At 37.8% G+C, this 21,600-nt stretch carries 20 protein-coding genes and 1 pseudogene; 5 read left to right on the top strand and 16 right to left on the bottom strand.

Going from position 1 to position 21,600, the window contains the following annotated elements; genetic code table 11:
• Positions 1–71: 71 nt before the first annotated feature.
• The 3 genes from arsC to M1F17_RS05880 form a co-directional block, all read right to left on the bottom strand.
• Complete coding sequence (gene arsC / locus M1F17_RS05890) at positions 72–509, bottom strand: glutaredoxin-dependent arsenate reductase (RefSeq protein WP_094961290.1); 438 nt, start codon at positions 507–509, stop codon at positions 72–74.
• A gap of 10 nt (positions 510–519) precedes the next feature.
• Positions 520–1,809 (bottom strand): arsenic transporter, encoded by a 1,290-nt coding sequence (locus tag M1F17_RS05885; protein ID WP_094961289.1) that lies wholly within the window; start codon positions 1,807–1,809, stop codon positions 520–522.
• 129 nt (positions 1,810–1,938) lie between these two features.
• On the bottom strand, positions 1,939–2,271 hold the full coding sequence (locus M1F17_RS05880) for a metalloregulator ArsR/SmtB family transcription factor (RefSeq protein ID WP_004262433.1): 333 nt from the start codon (positions 2,269–2,271) through the stop codon (positions 1,939–1,941).
• 1,292 nt (positions 2,272–3,563) lie between these two features.
• Between M1F17_RS05880 and M1F17_RS05875 the strand changes: the two genes are divergently transcribed.
• The gene (locus tag M1F17_RS05875; RefSeq protein ID WP_094961288.1) at positions 3,564–4,067 is read left to right on the top strand and encodes a fimbrial protein; all 504 of its coding nucleotides are present in this window, start codon (positions 3,564–3,566) and stop codon (positions 4,065–4,067) included.
• A gap of 512 nt (positions 4,068–4,579) precedes the next feature.
• Here the strand turns inward: M1F17_RS05875 and M1F17_RS05870 are convergent.
• The 4 genes from M1F17_RS05870 to M1F17_RS05855 all read right to left on the bottom strand — a co-directional run bounded on the left by M1F17_RS05870 (position 4,580) and on the right by M1F17_RS05855 (position 9,705).
• Positions 4,580–5,623, bottom strand: coding sequence for a TauD/TfdA family dioxygenase (locus M1F17_RS05870; RefSeq protein ID WP_197701513.1), 1,044 nt, complete (start codon positions 5,621–5,623; stop codon positions 4,580–4,582).
• A 253-nt stretch (positions 5,624–5,876) separates the two neighbouring features.
• On the bottom strand, positions 5,877–7,148 hold the full coding sequence (locus M1F17_RS05865) for an ATP-grasp domain-containing protein (RefSeq protein ID WP_094961287.1): 1,272 nt from the start codon (positions 7,146–7,148) through the stop codon (positions 5,877–5,879).
• Positions 7,149–7,152: 4 nt separating this feature from the next.
• Entirely contained in the window at positions 7,153–8,529 is a 1,377-nt protein-coding gene (locus M1F17_RS05860) for an MFS transporter (protein WP_094961286.1), read from the bottom strand.
• Positions 8,530–8,547: 18 nt separating this feature from the next.
• Positions 8,548–9,705, bottom strand: coding sequence for an ATP-grasp domain-containing protein (locus M1F17_RS05855; protein ID WP_164455233.1), 1,158 nt, complete (start codon positions 9,703–9,705; stop codon positions 8,548–8,550).
• Between the two features lie 997 nt (positions 9,706–10,702).
• Between M1F17_RS05855 and M1F17_RS05850 the strand changes: the two genes are divergently transcribed.
• On the top strand, positions 10,703–11,083 hold the full coding sequence (locus M1F17_RS05850; protein WP_226617325.1) for a nitrogen fixation protein NifS: 381 nt from the start codon (positions 10,703–10,705) through the stop codon (positions 11,081–11,083).
• Positions 11,084–11,127: 44 nt separating this feature from the next.
• Here the strand turns inward: M1F17_RS05850 and M1F17_RS05845 are convergent, their stop codons facing one another.
• Positions 11,128–11,532 carry a hypothetical protein gene (locus M1F17_RS05845; protein WP_141240665.1) on the bottom strand — a complete coding sequence of 135 codons (405 nt, stop codon included), beginning with the start codon at positions 11,530–11,532 and terminating at the stop codon, positions 11,128–11,130.
• Between M1F17_RS05845 and M1F17_RS05840 the strand changes: the two genes are divergently transcribed.
• Both M1F17_RS05840 and M1F17_RS05835 read left to right on the top strand, forming a co-directional pair.
• A complete protein-coding gene (locus M1F17_RS05840) occupies positions 11,531–11,662 on the top strand; it encodes a hypothetical protein (RefSeq protein ID WP_255456463.1) in 132 nt (43 codons plus the stop codon). The two genes, M1F17_RS05845 and M1F17_RS05840, sit on opposite strands and share 2 nt — an antisense overlap.
• A pseudogene (locus tag M1F17_RS05835) lies at positions 11,598–11,954 on the top strand (tyrosine-type recombinase/integrase); the annotation flags it as partial. The gene M1F17_RS05840 and the pseudogene M1F17_RS05835, both read left to right, overlap by 65 nt.
• Positions 11,955–12,482: 528 nt before the next feature.
• Here the strand turns inward: M1F17_RS05835 and M1F17_RS05830 are convergent.
• The 3 genes from M1F17_RS05830 to M1F17_RS05820 form a co-directional block, all read right to left on the bottom strand.
• The gene (locus M1F17_RS05830) at positions 12,483–12,770 is read right to left on the bottom strand and encodes a hypothetical protein (RefSeq protein ID WP_102139340.1); all 288 of its coding nucleotides are present in this window, start codon (positions 12,768–12,770) and stop codon (positions 12,483–12,485) included.
• A gap of 687 nt (positions 12,771–13,457) precedes the next feature.
• Positions 13,458–14,030, bottom strand: a complete 573-nt coding sequence (locus M1F17_RS05825; protein WP_102139341.1) for a cytochrome b/b6 domain-containing protein — start codon at positions 14,028–14,030, stop codon at positions 13,458–13,460.
• A gap of 475 nt (positions 14,031–14,505) precedes the next feature.
• Positions 14,506–14,694 carry a hypothetical protein gene (locus tag M1F17_RS05820; protein ID WP_181489816.1) on the bottom strand — a complete coding sequence of 63 codons (189 nt, stop codon included), beginning with the start codon at positions 14,692–14,694 and terminating at the stop codon, positions 14,506–14,508.
• A gap of 1,116 nt (positions 14,695–15,810) precedes the next feature.
• Here M1F17_RS05820 and M1F17_RS05815 point away from each other — a divergent pair.
• Positions 15,811–16,230: a hypothetical protein gene (locus tag M1F17_RS05815; protein WP_226617217.1), complete on the top strand. Its 420-nt coding sequence runs from the start codon at positions 15,811–15,813 to the stop codon at positions 16,228–16,230.
• 800 nt (positions 16,231–17,030) lie between these two features.
• Here M1F17_RS05815 and M1F17_RS05810 read toward each other — a convergent pair.
• Genes M1F17_RS05810 through M1F17_RS05790 form a run of 5 tightly spaced genes read right to left on the bottom strand, consistent with a single transcriptional unit; the run spans position 17,031 to position 21,535 of the window.
• Positions 17,031–17,222 carry a hypothetical protein gene (locus M1F17_RS05810; RefSeq protein WP_004255159.1) on the bottom strand — a complete coding sequence of 64 codons (192 nt, stop codon included), beginning with the start codon at positions 17,220–17,222 and terminating at the stop codon, positions 17,031–17,033.
• Between the two features lie 39 nt (positions 17,223–17,261).
• Positions 17,262–17,627, bottom strand: coding sequence for an HK97 gp10 family phage protein (locus M1F17_RS05805; RefSeq protein WP_318837300.1), 366 nt, complete (start codon positions 17,625–17,627; stop codon positions 17,262–17,264).
• A 48-nt stretch (positions 17,628–17,675) separates the two neighbouring features.
• The gene (locus M1F17_RS05800; protein WP_318837299.1) at positions 17,676–21,008 is read right to left on the bottom strand and encodes a hypothetical protein; all 3,333 of its coding nucleotides are present in this window, start codon (positions 21,006–21,008) and stop codon (positions 17,676–17,678) included.
• 15 nt (positions 21,009–21,023) lie between these two features.
• Positions 21,024–21,362, bottom strand: coding sequence for a hypothetical protein (locus M1F17_RS05795; protein ID WP_004265374.1), 339 nt, complete (start codon positions 21,360–21,362; stop codon positions 21,024–21,026).
• Positions 21,362–21,535 carry a hypothetical protein gene (locus M1F17_RS05790; protein WP_004255410.1) on the bottom strand — a complete coding sequence of 58 codons (174 nt, stop codon included), beginning with the start codon at positions 21,533–21,535 and terminating at the stop codon, positions 21,362–21,364. Before M1F17_RS05790 ends, M1F17_RS05795 begins: the two co-directional genes overlap by 1 nt.
• Positions 21,536–21,600: the final 65 nt, after the last annotated feature.

Raw genomic sequence — 21,600 nt, 5'->3', positions numbered from 1 at the left:
TTGTGTTCCCTAGAACAAGTTTTATTTAATTACATAGATAAAACACTCAACTTTCTTAGATTTTAAACTAATTAACCTAATCCTTTTTTGTGTTTTACATGGTGATTACTAATCACTATTTGACCATCTTCCTTGATGAAATCACTTGTAAGAGGTTGAGGCAAAATATCTAACACAACTTCAGAAGGCCGACACAACTTTACGCCTAACGGCGTGACGACAATTGGCCTATTAATCAATATTGGGTATTGCAACATAAAATCAATAATTTGGTCATCAGTATAGCTATCTTGTTCTAAATTTAATTGCTCATACGGCTCAACATTTTTTCGTAATAATGCCCTTACCGTAATTTTCATATCGGCAATAAGTTTTATTAACACATCTTTAGTTGGTGGCGTTTCTAGATAATAAATAATCGTCGGCTCAACCCCACCATTACGGATCATGGCTAGGGTATTGCGCGAAGTACCGCAATTGGGGTTATGGTAGATGGTAATCTCATTCATTGGGTTACCTTTAATTTAACAGTGAAAGTCGAAGCACTAACGCAACGAGTGTGATAATGAGTACAGGGATAGTCATGATAATCCCTGTTTTGAAATAATATCCCCATGTAATGGTCATGTTCTTTTGTGATAAAACATGCAGCCATAACAATGTCGCCAAACTCCCTATTGGCGTAATTTTAGGACCTAAATCTGCACCAATCACATTGGCGTAAATCATCGCTTGTTGAATTAACCCTGTCGCTTCACTCCCTTCAATGGATAGAGCCCCAATTAATACCGTGGGCATGTTATTCATTATGGATGATAAAAATGCCGTAATAAATCCAGTGCCTAGCGTTGCTACCCATAGTCCTTTATCAGCAAGATAATTGAGCGTTTCAGAAAGATAATCGGTTAGCCCTGCATTTCTTAAACCATAAACAACCAAATACATACCTAGGGAAAAAATGACGATTTGCCACGGCGCACCACGTAATACTTTTTTGGTATTAATCGTATGGCCTCTGGCCGCAATCACCCAAAGAATTAAGGCGCCAATAGCGGCAATCGCACTAATCGGAATACCTAAAGGCTCTAAGACAAAAAAACCAACAAGTAATAACACTAATACAAGCCAACCTGCTTTAAACGTCGTTATGTCTTTAATAGCTAAAGCAGGTGCACTCAATTTAGTGGCATCATATTGCTTAGGAATATCTTTACGGAAAAACCAATGCAACGTCACGAGCGTTGCGATAATTGCTGCAATATCCACTGGCACCATAATTGATGCATATTCCGTAAATCCAATATTAAAGAAGTCCGCAGAAACGATATTCACGAGGTTCGAAACAATCAGCGGCAAGCTCGCTGTGTCTGCGATAAACCCAGCAGCCATAACAAATGCCAATGTCGTACCTTTGTTGAAACCAAGTGCCAATAACATCGCAATCACAATGGGCGTTAATATCAATGCTGCACCATCGTTGGCAAATAAAGCCGCCACCGTTGCACCAAGTAGCACGATATAACTGAATAGTAATCTTCCTTTACCCCCGCCCCACTTAGCAACATGTAATGCCGCCCATTCGAAGAAACCACTTTCATCTAAAAGTAGGCTAATAATAATTACTGCAACAAATGTCGCAGTGGCATTCCACACAATATTCCAAACTATCGGGATATCTTGAAAACTGATCACACCAAAGATCAGTGCCAATACAGCCCCGACTGTAGCACTCCAGCCAATACCCAGTCCTTTGGGCTGCCAAATAACAAAGGTGATCGTTAAAATAAAATTGAATGCGGCAATAAACATAACAACCTCATTTAAAAGGTGCTTTCGTGCACCTTTTACTCCTCTAAAATAAGCCTTATCGACTATATGTATTTAATACTTATTGAATCAACATATACGAATTTTCATATTCGTTTAGTTAAAAAATCACTAAGAGCAATGATTATTTATCTCTTTTGCATTCAAACTTTGAAGTAAGCCTGACACTCTATTTTTCTCTGTAGCATAGGTGACATCAATAATGCTTTTTACCCATGGTAGTAATGCCGGAGATAAGCGATAGTGAACCCATTTGCCATGCTTTGAATCTAACAGAAGACCTGACTCTCTTAGCATTGCTAAGTGCCGAGATGTCTTTGGTTGCGATAGATTTAAAGCCGTATAAATATCACACACACACAGTTCACCAGCTGCTTTCAAAAGCAGCACGATATCGAGCCTTGTTTGGTCACCTAAAATTTTAAACAGTTGTAATGGTTCCATGTGTACCTCTTCAATCTTTTCTTTAAATTACACATAAATAATACATACGTCAAATCGCATATATTATTTATGAACTATTTTGATTTTTTGCACTAACTGACTGGCGCATGATGAACAGTCGCGTTTCCATGATAATCAATACATTTAAGAAACTGATATAGCTAGACGTCAGTTGAACGAAGAAGGGTTAAAGGCCTACAGGATTCAATATAAATCCATATAACATTGATTATAAACAGCTTAAATTTATTCAATTTCGTACCATGTCCCCTTTTTATTTTGTGACTCAAAAATTAAGAGGTTTAGGCATCAGTTTTCCCAAAGCCTCCAGCATTGCAAAAATATCATCAGTTAAAGCTTTTATTGCAGATAATGAAAGACTGACCAGAAATAATCCTACTCATGTTTTTCATAACTATTTAATAAACCGAGCAATTAATATCCTATTAATCCCGACTATGCCAGACTATTTTTATTCTGTGTTTACGCTGCTGGACAAAGAGGCCATTGGAAATAGTAGCTAATAATTGTGATAATTGTGATAATTGTGATAATTGTGATAATTGTGATAATTGTGATAATTGTGATAATTGTGATAATTGTGATAATTGTGATAATTGTGATAAAAAATAACACATTGACTGTACCTCCGCATATTTAAAAAACAGAGGACTATTATGTAATACCATTAACCAAACCTGATATCGATATTTTAAATATTCAGGAATTGTTATACCCGACATCCAGTTTTCTATTCCCTTCTGACACTCAAGAAAGCCATTTATTAACATCAGAATACGTAAAACAATTAAATAAGTTTTGCAAGCGTAATGCGTTTAAAAAATTTATACCAATGGATATAAAACGGACATTTAAAACATTGGCAGGGAAATGGGGATAAGCTCAGAAATGAGGGATATGGTACAAAACCATAAAAGGCCAGGAGTGTCTAAAAAATACTATGATAGATATGATTACTTAAGAAAAAAACGCGAAATTCTAGACTCTTGGTACAAAAAACTATCCTCGCTGTTTGACTAACGCTTAAAGTGCGCCAACTACTTGAGTTGGCGCATTAGTTTTTATTGTTGCTCTATCTGTCTATACTGCGGTTTCCCATACAGATTTCTTTTCAACCTGTTTTTTAAAATTAGCTTTTGAGATTGAAGATCACAGAACTTCATAATTACGTACATCCGTCAATATGCGAGTCATATACATCCCTGTACAGTTAGCAAGAGTTAAACTTAGGATTTATCAATTACACTGGAGGTAACACTTTGAAACGCATAATGAAGCTATCTATTTTGCTAACGGCATTTTTTGCAAGTAACTTAATCGCAAAACCAACACAATTACAGGTCGATGTTAATGGAACCTTTAATATAGATACTCCCCCCTGCTCATTAGAAAGTAATAACACCGAAAGCATCCATTTCGGAGAGCTTGATTACAACAGCTTGCTACAAACTCAATACACATCTCAAAAAAAACCACTGAATATTGTCTTAAAATGTCATACACCAGCAAAAATGAGCGTCTATGCTACTGGGCAAAATGTGTCTGGAGTTGATAATATCTTTAAGACGACTCATCCAAGTATTGGTGTATTTATTGAAGATGCTCTGGGCGAGAAATTAAACGGAATAACTAAACCAAGAGCAGCAGCACTCCCTCAACCGGGATCAATGACTTTTGCACTCAAAGCAGGACTAATGAAAACTGGCAATGAAGAAATGAAGACTGGTTCATTTAGTTATAATGTCGCTGTCGTAATAGATGTAACCCATTTTTAAGTTTATTAAAATAAACAAATAAATATAGCTGGGTGCTAAAAACAATTTTAAATACCCCCCTTGGTGTTTAGTTAAGGGGGATATTTTTTAATAATTATTTTTCATCTATCTGCTCTGCCCTTTCTGCTTCCTCTGTTGCACGTTTTAGTTGATCACTAAAATTTAGGTTGAGAGTTGATCTTATTGTTAGGGCTAGGCAATTAAAATACGGGTTTATGATGCTCTTACTATAATTTGGTGGAGTTGGCTTGAAGCTCGTCCCAAATATAACTGTTTGATTCTTCTATCTATGTCGATGAAGTTAATGGCTAAATAGTGTGGCACAGTCGCTAATGACTACAGAGTGAGGTATTGAGGTTTACTATGAGTTCAATGCCCTGTGAGTGGATCTGAATTTAAACTGGAAACATTAAACATATTTTGCCAAAATAATTTAAGAGGTCTTTATGGAGTACTCGGCCTATTTTTTATAGCTACCCCCAGTAGGGGTAGCTTAAATTAATAATTTAAACTTATGCTGCAGAGTCATTGTTTATTAAATTTTTAGCATTGAATACTCGCTCATGGAGACGCTGATAATTCCTATAGTTCCAGAGTGTTGGAGCTACAAAAACTCGCTGTACCCATCTGTATGCTCGACCATTCTTATCATACTTGGCTTCAAATTGATCTCTTGAATGTAAAACAAAATGGTTATTTAAAATAATCAATCGGCCAGGGGTAATTTGAACTCCAAATGATACTTTTTTTAGAGCTTCATAAAGATTATCTAAGGCCTGTTTTGCTGCGATATTCGCTGTCACCATCATATCTGGATAAAAAGCAGCTGTTATTTGTGGGCAAGTGATAGGGCCTGAGAGTACGGGGACTAATCCCGTATTACTCCTCGGGGTAATTGTTGCATCTCTCCAACGATACGGTACTTTAATGATATAGTTGCTTTGATAGAGTTCTTTAATATCTTCTTTTGACATTAATTTCAATGCATTACGCATATCCGCTATACGCGTGAAAGGGCCATTATCAATATCCGTTCTAATACCCAGTAGCATTAAGAATAATGGGGAAGTATCTCCCTCTGGCATGTGTGCTTGTGCTGCATTTTCAATATGAAAATCAAGCTCTACTTCTGAGCCTAAGCCAGTATATTCTTTCGTTGCATCTGGATGAGGTGTTAAATTATTGACTAGCTCTAAACCTTCATGAGAAATTGAATAAGGTTCTCCAGCGATAAGACTTAATGCAATCAATACATTTTCACTTATTGTCCCTCCTTTAAAACTACTACCTGTTTCTTTGAAGAGAGGGCTTCCTGTGACTTCATTATCGATTGGTAAATTTTCAATTGAAATACAACCATAAGCCTCTTCAGTCAGAAGCTTCATTTTTTCAATACCAACAATAACACGTTCAGGAAATATGTTATAAGCAGTTTGCTTTAATTTATTTAAATAGTTCATGCCTCCTTTGGGGTCATATTCAATCTCATTTAACGCATTACGGATTATTTCCGATTCTTGACTAGATAGAATAATTTTTTCATTTTGTTGATACATAATTACCTCTTTTGTTGCTTTATTAATTTTATCGATGCTTTACTTTATATTCTTTGCGATATAAAACAGAAAAAAAAATACAACGCAATAACAAATATTATTTTAATATATAATTAATAAACATTATTTTTTATAAATAATGCATTTTATATGTCAATAGAGTTATATCTCTTTATTGAAAATAATTGTGTAAATGTTAAATGAAAATTCTGACCGTGTTTTGTGTTTTAATATTTATCTCCCTTCTATATGATTAAATAGAAATATTTGAGTGTTGCCAATTTGATCTATGTTCAACAGTAAAATGTTCTAAGACTCTGATCCTTTTCCAATCAGTCAACAACTCATCATAACTTTCACTATAAAGAGCCACTGACCCTAGCGCTGTAGTTAAATCGCGAGTGACTTTTACCTGCTGTCCAATTTGATAATTAACTTTGCAGCCCACATAAGTCTTAAACTTTGCGAATTGTTCCCAAATATCTAATGAAGTTAAACATTCCTGCTTTGCCGACCTTATTAATAGATGTACGCTAAAACCGTGGAAAATAGGTGGTTGGTTGATATTATGCTTGAAATGATAGGGGCATAATATAGATTCAACAACGCAGTGAAGCTGATCATACCCATTCACCAACGTAGACAACTTTAAATCTAAACTCCCATGTAACCTTGCATTAAGCTCCACAATACAGGGCCCTTTTGCTGTTTGCATGAGTTCAAGATGGCTGGGGCCATTACGTACACCAAGCGCATCGAAAACCTGTTTTGCATAGTTAATAATCGGTTGGAATTTATCTTGAGAGTGATCAACAATAATCATGCCATCTAATAGAGGAGAGGAACCTTCCTCCCTATAAACTTCCCAAATATTGATAATTCTATGCATACCATCCAAAGATACAGCATCGACAATGTACTCTTGCCCTTGCAAACATTCCTGCGCAACAATCATATTATTGCTAACACCAAAATACGATTTCATGTCTTTAATAGTATCAATATAGTGTTCAGCTTCTTTCAATGAATTACATCTAAAAACACCTGTAACACCAGCACTATTGGTTGGTTTTAAAATAATAGGAAATACATTCCTATTTTTAATCCAGTACAACAATTCATCTTTATTAGTACTGGTAAACTGTTCTGGTGCTAACAATTCATGCTCATTGACTGTTTGTGTCATGATGTATTTGTGATATCTAGCTTCGCTTGTGCTAGCGTCGTTACGATATTGTAGTCCCAATCTTTCACTTAACTTATCTTTAAGTTCAGAGCCTGACTCAACACCAGATAATACTGCTAAAATATGAAATTGTTTCAATTGTGTTAGTAAAAAAGACAAATCATTTTCATATTCAAAAACAAAAGTATAGTCTTCAGCTTTGATTAAATGACTAAATTTATCTTTGAATGTCTTTGAGCTGTAAATATGAATGCAATCAATTCCGTAAGATTTAAATGCGGGAGCATATCCTACGGCAGTTGATATCCCATCAATAATAATTATAATCGAGTTATTCATTATGCTACCTGTTTCTTTGTTGGACGAAAAAATAAAAAAATACCCCCACCATTAACATCAAAATAGCAGAGATCACTAAAGCAGTGATTGCTCCATGATTAATAGTAGATGTATTTCCCACAATAAACATGCCAAGGATTGCGATCCCCAAAGCACTACCAAGTTGTCTGAATGAATTAATAATGGCTGAAGCCGTGCCAACCATCTGTTTACTTACTGATGAGATAAACAGAGCAAGTAATGTTGGTAATGCTATACCTGTACCAATAGGCATTAAAATTAATGACAATACCAATAAAAGATATGAACCTTCATATACCATCACCAATGTAATTAATAGATAAGCAAGACTGGTAATTATTAAACCTAGAATGACTGTATTTTTTTCACCAAATTTTTTAGCTAAATAAGCACTAAACAAATTAGCAAACATGATCACCACAAAGGTCATTAACGCAAGTCCCGTTAATGTCGGAGAGTACTTCCTGACATATTGCATATAGATGCTGAGAATAAAAATAACACCATAAAAAGCAAAATTAATGACTAATCCGACAAGTAAAGCAGGAAATAATCTACTAATTTTGAATAGCTCAAGAGGAAACATAGGGTTTGATACTCTTTTTTCTTGCCGAATAAACAACATTAGGGTAAAAATAGAAATAAACAGGCTTACATAAATAAGAGGATTGCTCCACTGACTTTTGCCTGCTTCAATCATTGCCCAAATGATGCTTAAAACGCTAACAATTGCATATAACTGGCCTTTGACATCGAGGCTTTTATTTTTTTGTAGAGGACTTTCTTCTAATAAATAAGGTGTTAGTAATAAACCAACTAAACAGATGGGTATGTTAATTAAGAAAATTGCTCGCCAATGAATCAGGTCTATTAATACACCGCCAATAAAAGGACCTGTGGCACTTACAAAGCCGCCAATAGCACTCCACCAACCGATGGCTTTTATTCTGGCGTGATCGCTCTCAGATGTTGATAATGCTAAAAGTGAAAGTGAAGCAGGTAAAATCAAAGCTGCCGCTACCCCTTGTATAATACGAGCGATAATAAGTGTCCGAATAGTTGGTGAGAATGCGCAAACTAATGAGGAAATGAAGAATAACAAAAGACCAATAAAGTAGATTTTTCGACTACCATATTTATCACATAGCACACCAGCACTGATAAGCAAAGCGGCAAAAACTACTACATAAGCATCAGCGATCCATTGTAAGCTATGTAGGTTAGCTGAGTATGTCTGTCCAATACTAGGCATGGCAACATTGACAATCGTTATATCTAGCTGTACTACGACATATCCAAAACTCGTCGTTAAACACGTTTTTGCAATGCTACTCGGATTATATAAAGCGTTTTTAATCATTTTTATTGCCCCTTCGTTTTACGTTAAATCCTTTGCTCTACCATCATGTTTTAAAAGGGTATAAATAAATGCTCGTCTATTTCTTTCTTGTGAATATTGCTGACCACATATCACGTTGATTTGTTCATTCTCTAATAGGCTTGTCTCAGTAATTTCCCAAGTGATAGGATCAGACAATAGGATAAAATTGACATAAGCTAGTGCACTTAACTGCATTTTTGCAGGGATGCAGTAAGGTTTATCACTTAATTTATTCAGTAATGCAGTGACAATATCGAATTGATAAGCATCATGAACTAGTTGGCAAATAAAACTTCCTGCAATACGAGGGTTAATCTCTATAATATGATAACCATGCTCATTAATGATACTGTCCACATGCACGGGCCCCCAATCAAGGCCTAATTTATTAATGATATCCGATACCTTTTGAATGACTGGTTTGATATAGATAGGCTCTAGATTGAGTTCTGATGTATAGCCACGCTCAAAAAATTCGTCTCCATCTTGTTTGAACTTTTGTAGAACACCAACACAAATACCGTCAAAAAACTCAATACAATATTCTCTACCTTGTACATAAGGTTCAATAATAACTTCATGAGTTAATATCATCTTTTGGTCTTGATGATAATCTTCATATAAATCATTTAAATGTTTAATGGCATCATATTTACTATGGCATTTTTTCACCCCTAAACTTGCAGATCCCTTACATGGCTTAATAACCAATGGATAGTTTAGTGTATTGAGACTTCCTGAAAGTTTCACTTCATTAACGGGTTCTTCAATAGAAACAGTAAACCCATTATTATGTTGTTGATTAAAGATTTTTTTCTGAAAAACTTTAGAAGTTGCTAATTTTATCTTTTCAGGACTAGGACCATTTAAGTTAAGTTCTGCACAAATATTTGCTGCTATGACCGCATAATTTTCGTGGGCACATGTCACCATGATGCTACTTAAGTCACAGTGTGAGTTTATCCAATTAAGAAACGTCTTTTGTGTTTTCTCTAAATATACAACGGTTACTTCCGGAGAAAAGACATTTTTTAATAGTTCTTTATCAGAGATAATAATTACGACTGAATATTGGTTTATTAATGCTTGGTTAACTAAGGTAAGACTTGTTCCTGTATCTCTTGCACCTATTACAATAAGCTGCTTCATAGTCATGATAGTGTTCTCGCTCATAGGTATTGAATGATTTTTTGATTTATTTTTTGATTTATTTTTTGATTTATTTTTTGATTTATTTTTTGAAATTTTTTAGTTTGTTATCTTCTTGCCATTTACATTATTTAAAAAAACATGAATGAACAAATATTATTTTACTTATAATTAATTTATTTTGTTATATTTTATTATATTTTGTTATTGTAAGTGGAGTTAAATTTCTAGTTAATTGTAATTTAACCATTTAATGCGTTGGGTTATTTGCTTTAATAAAGCGTTATTATGATATGAAGTGTTTTAACACATAATCATTTGATTGAATACAAAATCCATAACAAATATATTGATGAAGCGTGTTGATATTAATGAATTCTATTTTACTTAAAACATTTGAACTGGTTATTAGTAAAGGTAGCGCACTTTGAGTAACTAAAATTATAGAGTGTGCTCAATCGAATATTACAGTTCGCGTCAGACAGCTAAAAGAGTCTCTTGGTATTCTTTTGTTTGAGCGACAGAGAAAGTGCTTAATCGCCAATAATGTAGGTAGACAATTATTGGTCTATTCAAATCAAATTACACAACTTATACTGTAGTGATCAACAAAAATTGGTCACCGTTTTAGAGTTTTCCCAATGTAATCGTTCTGATTCATTGGGTGTTAAGCCACTGCCCACTTCCCTTTAATTGAGTGTACAAGTAACTATGATTTTATAGGTAGATTTGAGATTGCCTCGGTAATTTCGAAGTAATTAAACTGATCATCTTAAAGAGAGTCAGTTAAAAGTAGGTAACTATCCGCACTCCTGTTAAGTGATAACCATTAAACCATCCATAGTACCTGTAGCGATTATATTGTTTTCTTTCTGGTAGGTCATAAGCTCGTAGCTATATCTAAGTAACTAAAACTAAACAAGTGACGGTAACAATAAAATTGACACCCACACTAATGAGTATGATAATCATTTGCATACATGAATTTATCTTAGGGAGCGAAATGGAAAAGAATAAAATTTATTTAATTTATAGCCGAAGCCCTACACTTGGAAGAACAGCGTTCCCATGGGTTAGTGGCTCTAGCTTTATTACTCGCTTTCTCGATGGAAATACAGTTGATAACTATGTTTCAGCCCTACAAAATAAGATAAACAAAATTAACTTAGACTGGGAAGTTTACCCTGATAATACAGAATCAAACATAGTAAAATTAATTTCTCAAAATGCAAAACTGCTCATTTGCACTCCTGGTCTAAGGTTTCAATTTAACAGAACGGGATTTGATAAAAATAATATTATCTACCTTAGCTCAATGGAATACGCCAATAACGTAATCACTCGTATTTTAAAGAGAATTAATGAAATAGATAAAACACAATGAGATAGTTTGCATAGAATTTCTTAGGATTTTGGTGTCAAAAAGCACTAAGAATTACTTTCTCGTTTAGCATCATTCATTGCTTTCTTAATGGCTGGTATTACGCCTTCATAATTAAAATAACCACTTGATGGGTGATACAAATAGGCCACTTTAACATTATCATTTAATGCAGGGACCCATTCACCTAACATAGAGCCTAACACTATAACTACATCGGGCTTCAATGATTCTACAACGACTAAAAACGGTTTTTCTGCCTCCTCCCACATTTCATTCGTTGGCCTAATTCGTCCTGACTCCTCAACAATGCTTTGTATGTAGTTGTAAAACGCCACATGTTCCCAGAAATTAGAGCGTGTACTATAACAAGAACTTCTAGTTTCACTCGTCGCACCAACACCAGAACCTAAATAACAATCGCTATCGCAAGATACGTGAGGATTAATCATGCGTACAAATCAGAAATATAACCGTGCAATGCGAGATGGATTCATGGTTAAGCCAAGCAAGCCGCAAGCGATTATTTGTTCACACCAAATCCAAAAAGAGGCCAGACGGAACATTAACGCCAAGCGTTAGAAAAATGCGAGTTGATTCTAACACAGCATGGAGATCCGCACTCAAAAGAGCAGGAATAGAAAATTTCCGCTTTCATGATCTGCGGCATACATGGGCGAATTGATTGATTCAGTCTGGCGTCCCGCTTTCAGTTCTACAAAAGATGGGCGGCTGGAAATCGGTTGACATGGTGAGAAGATATGCCCACTTAGCACCTAATCATTTAACTGAACGCACGAAGCCAATAGACACTATTTTCGGTACTTGCGTCCCAAATACATCCCAGTTAGGAAAAGTGGAGAATTTTAAATGATGGTAAGTGATTGAAAATTAATGGCCCTACAGGATTCAATATAAACACATAATACACTGATTATAAACGCATTAAATTCATTCAATTTCGTGTCATGCCCCCAATTATGCCCCCTTTTTATTTTGTGACTCAAAAATTAAGAGGTTCAGGCTTCAGTATTCCCAATGCCACCAGCATTGCATAAATATCATCAATGGCAATTTTATTGCAGATAATGAAACACCAACCAGAAATAACCCTCCCCGTGTTTTTCACTGCCTCTGTTTCAAACGGGATGAGTGATTATCACTAATGCGATTTCAAGTGACGGCAATGATTATTTGCGCACCTCAATATGAGGTGTACAAAATAGAATAGGTAGGCTGGTGGACTTATTCGAACTGCCCCGATATTTTCGGGTTAGCTGAACCACATATCTTTAAGAGTTTTAGTTGTTAGCTAGTCTAATAATATTGGGTTAGCTTAAAGAGGAGAAATAACCTCTTTGGATTTCCCGATTTCAAATCGGCTTATTGATACTAACATTTACTAACAGGTAACTATCTGCGCCCCTGTTAGCTGATAACCATTAAACCATTCATAACGACCTGTAGCAGTTACTTTGTTTCCTTTCTGACAGGTCATTAGCTCCAGCGCGTTAATATCGAATGCCACTATCTTTAATGGGTACGGGCTACGCTTGTCACTCTCAGCCTGAATAGTCATTGTGGCCATAACTTTACCTGACGCTGTTTTAACTCGCTCAGGGGCTTTTATTACCGTTCCTGACGTGGTGATCCTTATTGATTTTACGCTTCTCATTTCTGGTTTATTCATCTTAATACCATCACAATATAAGCAATTGGTTAAAATATAATGCTATTGGGACTCTGGAAGGTCGGGTAATAATTCCAATTTCTAGGGGTGATCTAAACGTTAATTTATCCATGATGATACGGGATAATCCCGTATGTATCTATAAGCTATTGATTATGCTTAATTCCGTAAATCGACGGAATCAAAATATAACTAATTGATAACGTTTAATTCTGTCACAAAACCAGATTAACGCTCATTGGTCATCGTTTCAGTGACCAATGGTAAGGGGTGACAATACATTGTTTATATTACTAACGGTCAAATTGACCGCCTGAAACCTTAGCGTAACCTTAGTGTTAGTTTCCATTTCCTAAAGTGTGTTTTCACTGGAAACCATTATGGAAACCTCGCCCTAATCTCGCCCTGATTCCTTACCGTAACCTTACCGTTATCGGCTTAACCCTCCCCGCAACATCCCCGTCTAACCTTGCCGTAATCTTGCCGTTCAATCACATTATACGGACCGCAATAGGACCGTTATTTTAGCTTTGGTTATTCATGTTCAGAGTAGATAAACTATTGATTTACTCGGTAACGCATATTTGCGTCACGGTAACTTATTAGCATCTACAGATTGCAACAAAATATCATTTAATGAATATGGGCGACTAATCACCCATATTGCCAATGAGGTATCAAGCAAACCTATTTATTTTTACTTTTTTTCCAAATTATAAAATGAATAATCCCTAAACCACCGTGACCATAAATATAAATCTCAATTAAAATTGTGAGTGATTTATGAATACTTCTAGCCTCTAAAGCAAGTGGTGACTGCTGTAACCATAGAATAAACCATGCAATACCAGACAAAATAACAATTGATAAAGCACCTAACCCTAACCCTTGAACTGTCGCGGCAAGCCCTTTAGGTGAGCTGTCTGGTAGCTTTTTAGCTAAAAGAGAGTTTATATCTTCTTTGATTTGCTTAAAGTCCCCCCAGAGATAGGGATAAAAATATCTAAACCCTCGCTGGTTAAAACATAACACGACTAAAAAGAACGTTAAGAAAAAAAGCACAAAACCTGAAACGATATGAATCCAAGTGAATAAATAAGTCTCGTCAAAAAACGGAACAACTACTGACTTAGTTCCCGTCATCCAATTACTCACAATGATTTGTGATATTACCAAAAGTAGAATTAACGCATGTAAAATTCTTATTTTTTTAGTCTGATAAAGCCCAAAAAAATCCCAAATCGATTTTAATATGCTCACAATGCTTCACCTTTTTTATAATATTTCTCACAGACACAATTTAATAGCTTATAACACTCTTGTTTATGGCTTTAAGTCCTAAGCGTAGAATATTTTATATGAAATATAGTTCACATCTACCAATTAATTACGACCATCCTTTTAAGATGATTACATTTATCGTTATGAGATGTTTTTATTATCAGTATGAAATTAATATTCAGAGGACAAAATTGTCCTGTGGGTATCGCAATGCTTATTTGCATTGTGGTTACTTTTGGTGGTTACCAAAGTGGTTACTTTTATCTCACGGCCATTATTAGAATATTGCCAGCCAGTGACGAGCCTCCAATTTCAGAGCCTCATGTCTCCTTAATATCAAGGAGTCCTATTCAGTCGCCTTAAGTGCCCTTGATTTCAAGGCAACCTATAGCCTGTATACCGTCGCACTTTTTCTTGCATCGCTTAATATTTGACCATTGCGATTATCTTCGCATCACCGTTTTGGTGCTGGCTTCGTCCATTGGTAGGTAGGTGCTGCCATTCTACGCCTGTGCCGCTCTTTAGCCTGTATCGTCTGCGCTACACCTGTTCTAATCGCTAACCTATCGCGTCCGTTGAGTGATTGTCCTTGCTGGTGGGCTAACTCCATCATAACGGCTTCTATTGCTTCACGTTGTAACATGGCTATACCTCAAAGGTGTTGTGATTATCGCTATACCTTGATTGTGCTGAATTGGAACAATCAAAGCCCATCAATCCACTAGCATAAAACTACTGTTTTGCTGGCAACCAAAGTGGCAACAGTCAAGCTGGCAACCACTCTCACAGGTTAAAATACGCTATCTCATGGCAAACCCAAAGTGACGGTATCGGGAAAATCAATAGGTTATGTTTCATGGTGGCGGCCAAGTTAAATCCGTCAAGACTAGTCCAAACTTATTACCCTTGTTTTGCTGCGTACCATTCTGCGTACTTTTACACAACATCATGATTTCATTTAATTATAGCGAAACGCGAGAATTAAACACATACCTACTGCGTACCTATTTAATTTTGGACGGGCTTATAAATTTGTTTGGCGTGATGACAAGTTTTGACAAGTTTTCGACCACAACAATTAACAACATTTACTTTGTTCTCATGTCAGGTTTTGTCTGGTTCTGATGTCAACAATTGTCAACATACAGCGGATAGAGTATCCAGTAAAATATAGCCTTTTCGGTGGATACCAAAACGGATACTTTGCAATCACTATAGCAACACGATAGTACCACCGTGGTTTATATCAGTACCATTTTGGTACGTTATTAATGTGAGTCTTTTTGATAACAAAATAACTACACCGTGTTTTTTTGGGTGGTTAGCTGTACTGGCTAATACTTAGCTACTTTGGCTAAAGGCACTAATTTGTGGTTTTGATATGAGAGCTTCATTTCAAGCCGTCCTCAGTATCAAGGGTAGCATTTCAACTGTCACCCTTTCCGACTATGGTCATAATCACAATCGTTAACCCTCCTCTATTTTGAGAGCACTGTTTCTATTGATAAATGCAGGCTCAAAAATGAGCCGATTGATTCTATTGGTAAAATTAGACTGTGCTCAAATTTGAGCTTTGCCATGTATTCAGTCAGTTACAAGGCACAATAATACGCTTTGCTTGTTTTACAGTAAGTTACCCTAACTTTAAGTTATGGATTTATCCGTTAAATCCACCAGCAATTTTACATTTTCTAATCTGTATAACAGTGTTATACGCTGATATAATAAGCACTCACTGAATTAATAACGGACTATTATCATGAGTAAATCTAATCTTATTGCCTTTCGTCTACCTGCTGAACTACAAGCCCTGTTTAATGATGCTGTAGCGAACTCTGGCAGTGATAAAACAGCGTGGATAGTCTCTGCTATCAAAGAGAAGTTAAACCGCCCAGACAGTAATCCTGATGCTCGTATGTTATCGCTAGTGGAACGCCTAGAATCGTCTGTGGCATCTTTAATTGCTGGTAAGGCAGATATCCCACCGTATACCTATAATGAGTCTGCTGTCGTTTCTGTGGTTAATTTGGTGCTATCAGAGGGTATAGATAACGGGCGCATTATCGCAGAACGAATTAATGAGGCTGGTTATCAAACTAAAGGTGGTAAAGCGTGGGATAAGGATATTTATTCAGCGTGGAAGCGTCACAAGGATATTACTGGCAAACTGAGCGGCTAATTACCTCTGTAAAACTTGGTATTCAACTGCGCATTAAACCTTAGCATTTCTTAGCAGCTAGTGCGCAATTTACCGATACATTCCGATACATATCAAACTGCGAATGATTACTAAGTTTTACTAAGTTCAACGTGTAGTTTTATGTAGTAGTAAACTGCGAACAACCTTAACATTTCTCAACAATGAACCATAACAATTGATAACAGGTCATCATTGAACAAAACCAGACAGAAAGCGGCTTTAATACTACATTCCCACTTCATGGCCAACTGCGAAATTCGCACTTTTGTTCGCAATTTTCAAACTGCGAATTCGCAATTCTGTGCGCAGTTTTAGTGCGCAATTTTGGCATTAATGCGCAGTGTGATATTTCACTAAATATTATCTATTTCTCGGCATGTTAGCTACCATCTCAATCAGTCTAAAACGTTAGGATTTGTTAGGATTAATGCGTGAGGTTTCGTGAGGTGGTATTGACCGAAATACGTTATCAAATGTTAGCATCCAACCAGTAATAATCTTAGGATTTCTTAAGATTTTGGCATTAGAAAAACGTTAAGAATTGTTAAGATTTAATATCTATATTTGCCGCTAATTCAACCCTTTATTTATGGACTCCGAATACTCTTGCTACGATGTCCGAAAACTAACCGCTAACGTGTCCGAAAACTCCCGTTCTACGATGTGTAAAAACTATCTAACTACCTTTGCTAACGTGCCCGAAAATCATCATTCTTAACGTGTCACTAAATCGTCAAAGATTTACAGTCTCACGCGTGCGCGTACTGCTCCGTTAATCATCAAAGTTCGCGCTGTAGCTTCTCAATGATTGCTTGCCTCACAAACTCCGCACGATTGCCCCTAGTCACTCTATCGGCTCTAATGTGAATATCTACCATATCAATGACTGACTGCTCACACGTCACGATTAGGCGCGTTGTAGGCACATCATTAAAATAACGGTTAGTTTTCTTTTTGATTGTTTTCTGCATATTTTCCCCTCGCGCGTACTGGTATCTAAATCATCAAAGTTAACGCTTCAATTCTTCCTGAATATACTTAGTTAAATTGGGTAATGTTTCCTCTACACCTTTTTTCAGGAACTCTTTTTTAGCCGTTGGGCGTTTAAACTTCTGCTTAACTTTCGGGTCATGCACATACGCGGCATAGCTGGCGGAATAACCAATACGCCCCGTTACTCGTGTGCCGTTAACGGTAACTGTGCGAAATTGGCTATTAATCAATGTTGAAGTATCTATAGGCGTATAGACTGCGGCTTGTGCTCCAGCATCGATAAGAAACCGTTGCATAGCTAAAGACACTCTTTGCTGAACATGGCTAACATAGCGGTCAAAGCTACCGTTTCCTTTTTTACTGACAACTTTTACTTTTATCATTGCTGTACTCCAATAAAACCAAAGGGCAGATTGCTGCCCTATACATAATTACAAAGAGCCTGTCGCCTTCCTTGGGGCATTATGGTGCGTTGCCATTGCTCCGCTTATCTCGCGTCCATCGATAATGTTACGGACAACGATATTAACCACGTCACGCTCGTTTAATCCTCGTTCTGCGGTTACATCAACTGTTGCGCCTGAGGCTTGCTGGTATACGTTGATGATCGGAGGTAATCGACTGCCGCCCTGTAAATCTTTGTTTGATATAACTCGCCCATTGTCACCAGGGATCATGTATTGCTTGCCCGTACTCGCTTGGAATATCTCAGGCTTACCATTTTCACCGACACGATAGTATTTACTCGCATCAACTACCCCACCATGCTCACGCCCACCACCAAAACTAAGCGCAGACATAGCCATTCCTGATGCTTGCGCCCCTTGATAGGCTGATAATCCTGTCCCTGATGCGGCTCCGCCCGTTGCGATAGATGCCGCTATTGCCGCTGGTGTCCAAGCTGCCAACGCTGCCGCGCCTCCCACCTTAGCCGCCAGTACATTTGCGACTTGCGCAGATTTACCAATCGTTTGAGTAAGTATGAAGTTTTTAAGCATCTCCACACCAACCTGAGCAATGGAATTTACAACACTGTTTAGCATCGTATTACCTAACGAACGCAACGCCTCGGACGCATCCATTGAGCCAGTGATTAACCCTGTCATGACGTTTGAAACATTACCCGCCAGAGAATCAACCGCTGAAGCCAACATTTCATAGCCTAGGTTCTGCTGCCTCATTAGCTCCCATTGTGCCGCTAACTGCTGCTGTTGATACTCTTTCTCTGCTGCGGTTCTGAGTAGCTGATATTGTGCGTCAGTTGCCGCCTTAGACGCGGTGAACTGGTCATGGCTAATCTGTTGTTTTGCATAGGCTTCATTGAGTATTTGTAACTCTTGCGCCTTGTATTCTTTCATCATGGCCAACTTCTGAGTATGCTCATTAGCCAATGCCTGAATCGGGTCAAATTTAGCGCGGTTCTCCTCAATGTAATTGACTGAGGCATTGATTTTGATATCAGTCATTCCCTGATTAAATGACACCATCGCCTCACGTCCCATGCGCTCAAAATCTTCCTTGTTGATGAATCCCGCATCTAACAAACGCTTGAGGGTTTTCACTTCCTCACCAAAGGTATGCGCCAGTTTTAATTCTGGGGTTATTTCCTGAGCCGCAATAAAATCATTCACGCGCTGATTGAGGTCAAACAGTTCCGCTGCTTCTTTTGAGATAGCCGCTTTTTGTTTCTCCGTTGCCTGTGCTCCGAGTCGCTGAACAGCTTCATAGATTGCCATTTCGCGGTTAACGTCGGCTGCGCCACTTTCCAGTAATCCATAGCGTTTTTTCAGTGTGGCCAATTGCTCACTCTGACGTTTTATCGCTTCATTTGCTTGGTTGGCAGCCTTAGCAGATTTATTGCCTTTTGATTTACTGCTTAGCGCGGCTTCTTGGGCTTCACGTAACTTACGTATGGCTTCAATAGCTTTCGGGAGTTCGGTATTGTAGGCCGCTGAACCTTGTTGTAATCCCATTTGCATAAGGAGCAACGAGGCGTTGTATTCATCCAGTGCCGGCTTACCGTCTTTCATGCCAATAGTGAGGGCTTGGGTACGCTGTTCAATCTCAGTGAGAGAGTTAGCAAGGTTCAAACTGACCGTTTTATCAAACTCATCCGTTAACTCTTGGATTTTCTGTTTAAATATTTCAGAGTCTTTAACAAAGCCGTCAGCAATCAATGCCTTTTCTAGCTCTTTGATAGCCTGCTCTTTCTTAACCGCTGCCTCGCTGCCTAACTCCAGTGATCGGGCTACTTGTTGGTTAGCATCAATCACGCCTTTAGCTTGGCGTTGGTAAATTAAATCGGCTCTGGCCAGCTCATCCGTTTGTTGTGCTCTAACCTTAGCAATATCAGCGGCTTTACCTTGTGATACCGTCCAGCGACGAATATTTTGCTCACCTTCTGATATAACTAACTCATACTGTTGCTGTTTTTTAGTAAGATCATCAATCAACTTCACAAAGTCATCACGCACATATGGAGTGCCAACTTCCATACCTTGAGCTTTTTGGGATTTAATCGCTTGCTCAATTCTACCAAGTTCTTCTCTGTAGTAGCGTAACTGCTCATTTACGTCTAATAGGTTTTTTTTCTGTCCGTCTAGTTCTGTGGTTGTTTCCGCTATCTTCTCGCCTAAGCGGTTAGCCACAACACGCGCCTGTTTTGCTGACAGCTCGTCAATTTTATCAATCCACTGATCTACCCTGTCGTTAAACTCTTTAGTTGCGGTGTCATCGTTCATGGCGTTATACAGCGCGTAAACACCTGCGGCAGCTAAAAAGAATACACCAGTAGGGCCACCTAATAACCCAACTGCGCCCCGTAACCCTTGCATAGCCATAGACTGAGTTTTAGCTGCTTGGGCTGCGCGGTTATTGGCTGCGGTCACTGCGTCCGTTGTGGTCGCTAGTGTGGCTTTCGCTTTTTGCTCCAATGCTAATGCCGCATTTAATTTATGGGTTGCGTTGGCTTCAACTTCTTTCGCTTTAGCAACTTGAGCCTCAACACGCGCAATTTCTTTCCCTGTTGTGGCTAAATGCGTTTTGATTTTGGTTTCTGTGGCATGTAGGGCGTTACTGGCTTTGGTGACGCGTTGTAGATTTTCTTCACTCGCTGCCATTTGATAGGTTATTTCGGCATCCTTGAGCTGTACCGCCTGTCGTGCTCTCAGTGACTCTAAATCACGTTGCTTGGCATCATTAGCCGCTTCTAGTGAATAAACGTGCTCTAACGCTGCCTGAGCCGCTTTTAACTCGGCTTGTGCGGATATTGTCAGATTTCTAGCGTTAATCACTTCTTGGGAGGCTGCGGCCTGTAATGCCTGTGCTTTCATTTGAATAGCGCGAGTGTGTGTAACCTCGGCTTGTGTAGCATTAATTGCCCCTTGAGTATGCTGTAAGAGTGAAGAGGTCGCGCTGCCAATATTAGAAATATACCCCGCACCTAATAACCCAGAGACATTACTAATTATCCCTGTAAAACGCGCATTCGCGTTAGTTGCTCTATCTGTTGCGGCTGACGCTGCGCCAATTTGCCCCGTTAACTCGCTCATTTGACGTGATAATCGGTTAATTTCAGGCATTTTTAACGCACTGGAAACGGCCATAGCTGTTTTATCGAAACGGTAAAAGGCTTTCGACGTATCATCGGCCTGTTTACCCATTTCTGCCATTTTCCGCTTTGCTTCTCTAACTTCTTTACCTGCTTTAAGCACTTCTTCAGTGTCGGCTTTAATGATGATTTCAACCCCATCAATCTCAAACATAATGACCTCATCTAGTTAATGTGTTGTCGATAACTCACGAATATCACCATCACGCAGCGCAAAGCCCACCATTTTACCAATGTCACAAATACATCGTTCTGTTATGGAATATGGCTTGGTAAATACGTTTAGGTAAGGAAGCAATAAATCACACGCTTTACTTTCTACGTCGAACGACTCACCGCGAGACTTAACACTCGATACCGCATTGTCAAATAGTCCTGCCGCCAGCAATTCAGGGATCACTTCGCCTGTAATGCCGTTATAAGTCACTAATGTTGTTCCTGTTTCCGCTTTTAGCCCATCAACATAAATCTGGGCTATAGTGCTCGCTAACTGTTGTAACTTTTCCATTAGAACCCCTCACGCTGTAAGGCATCACTTAATAGCCCTTGAATTAATTGGCTAATAGGCGCTCGTTGAATGAAAACATCTTTTTCACCCTGTTTTTCTTTAAATTTTTTAACGCGATCTACTATGTCGCTTTCAATTGACACTGCCTTGAAGGTTCTTTTTTGCTTATCCATGATTATTTACCCACCCTGTAGTTATATACACTACAATTATAATCCAGAGTAAAAAACAAACAACA

It is taken from the genome of Providencia sp. PROV073 (assembly GCF_033688125.1).
GTDB lineage: Bacteria > Pseudomonadota > Gammaproteobacteria > Enterobacterales > Enterobacteriaceae > Providencia > Providencia hangzhouensis.
This window is presented reverse-complemented; position numbering and strand designations above follow the sequence as displayed.

Coding starts and splice junctions, on each gene's coding strand:
- M1F17_RS05855 (WP_164455233.1), bottom strand. CDS start 9,705: ATGACTATGAAGCAGCTTATTGTAATAGGTGCAAGAGATACAGGAACA.
- M1F17_RS05840 (WP_255456463.1), top strand. CDS start 11,531: ATGCGTACAAATCAGAAATATAACCGTGCAATGCGAGATGGATTCATG.
- M1F17_RS05815 (WP_226617217.1), top strand. CDS start 15,811: ATGAGTAAATCTAATCTTATTGCCTTTCGTCTACCTGCTGAACTACAA.
- M1F17_RS05810 (WP_004255159.1), bottom strand. CDS start 17,222: ATGCAGAAAACAATCAAAAAGAAAACTAACCGTTATTTTAATGATGTG.
- M1F17_RS05885 (WP_094961289.1), bottom strand. CDS start 1,809: ATGTTTATTGCCGCATTCAATTTTATTTTAACGATCACCTTTGTTATT.
- M1F17_RS05795 (WP_004265374.1), bottom strand. CDS start 21,362: ATGGAAAAGTTACAACAGTTAGCGAGCACTATAGCCCAGATTTATGTT.
- M1F17_RS05805 (WP_318837300.1), bottom strand. CDS start 17,627: ATGATAAAAGTAAAAGTTGTCAGTAAAAAAGGAAACGGTAGCTTTGAC.
- M1F17_RS05790 (WP_004255410.1), bottom strand. CDS start 21,535: ATGGATAAGCAAAAAAGAACCTTCAAGGCAGTGTCAATTGAAAGCGAC.
- M1F17_RS05865 (WP_094961287.1), bottom strand. CDS start 7,148: ATGAATAACTCGATTATAATTATTATTGATGGGATATCAACTGCCGTA.
- M1F17_RS05830 (WP_102139340.1), bottom strand. CDS start 12,770: ATGAATAAACCAGAAATGAGAAGCGTAAAATCAATAAGGATCACCACG.
- M1F17_RS05880 (WP_004262433.1), bottom strand. CDS start 2,271: ATGGAACCATTACAACTGTTTAAAATTTTAGGTGACCAAACAAGGCTC.
- arsC (WP_094961290.1), bottom strand. CDS start 509: ATGAATGAGATTACCATCTACCATAACCCCAATTGCGGTACTTCGCGC.
- M1F17_RS05870 (WP_197701513.1), bottom strand. CDS start 5,623: ATGTATCAACAAAATGAAAAAATTATTCTATCTAGTCAAGAATCGGAA.
- M1F17_RS05860 (WP_094961286.1), bottom strand. CDS start 8,529: ATGATTAAAAACGCTTTATATAATCCGAGTAGCATTGCAAAAACGTGT.
- M1F17_RS05875 (WP_094961288.1), top strand. CDS start 3,564: ATGAAGCTATCTATTTTGCTAACGGCATTTTTTGCAAGTAACTTAATC.
- M1F17_RS05845 (WP_141240665.1), bottom strand. CDS start 11,532: ATGATTAATCCTCACGTATCTTGCGATAGCGATTGTTATTTAGGTTCT.
- M1F17_RS05800 (WP_318837299.1), bottom strand. CDS start 21,008: ATGTTTGAGATTGATGGGGTTGAAATCATCATTAAAGCCGACACTGAA.
- M1F17_RS05820 (WP_181489816.1), bottom strand. CDS start 14,694: ATGTTACAACGTGAAGCAATAGAAGCCGTTATGATGGAGTTAGCCCAC.
- M1F17_RS05850 (WP_226617325.1), top strand. CDS start 10,703: ATGGAAAAGAATAAAATTTATTTAATTTATAGCCGAAGCCCTACACTT.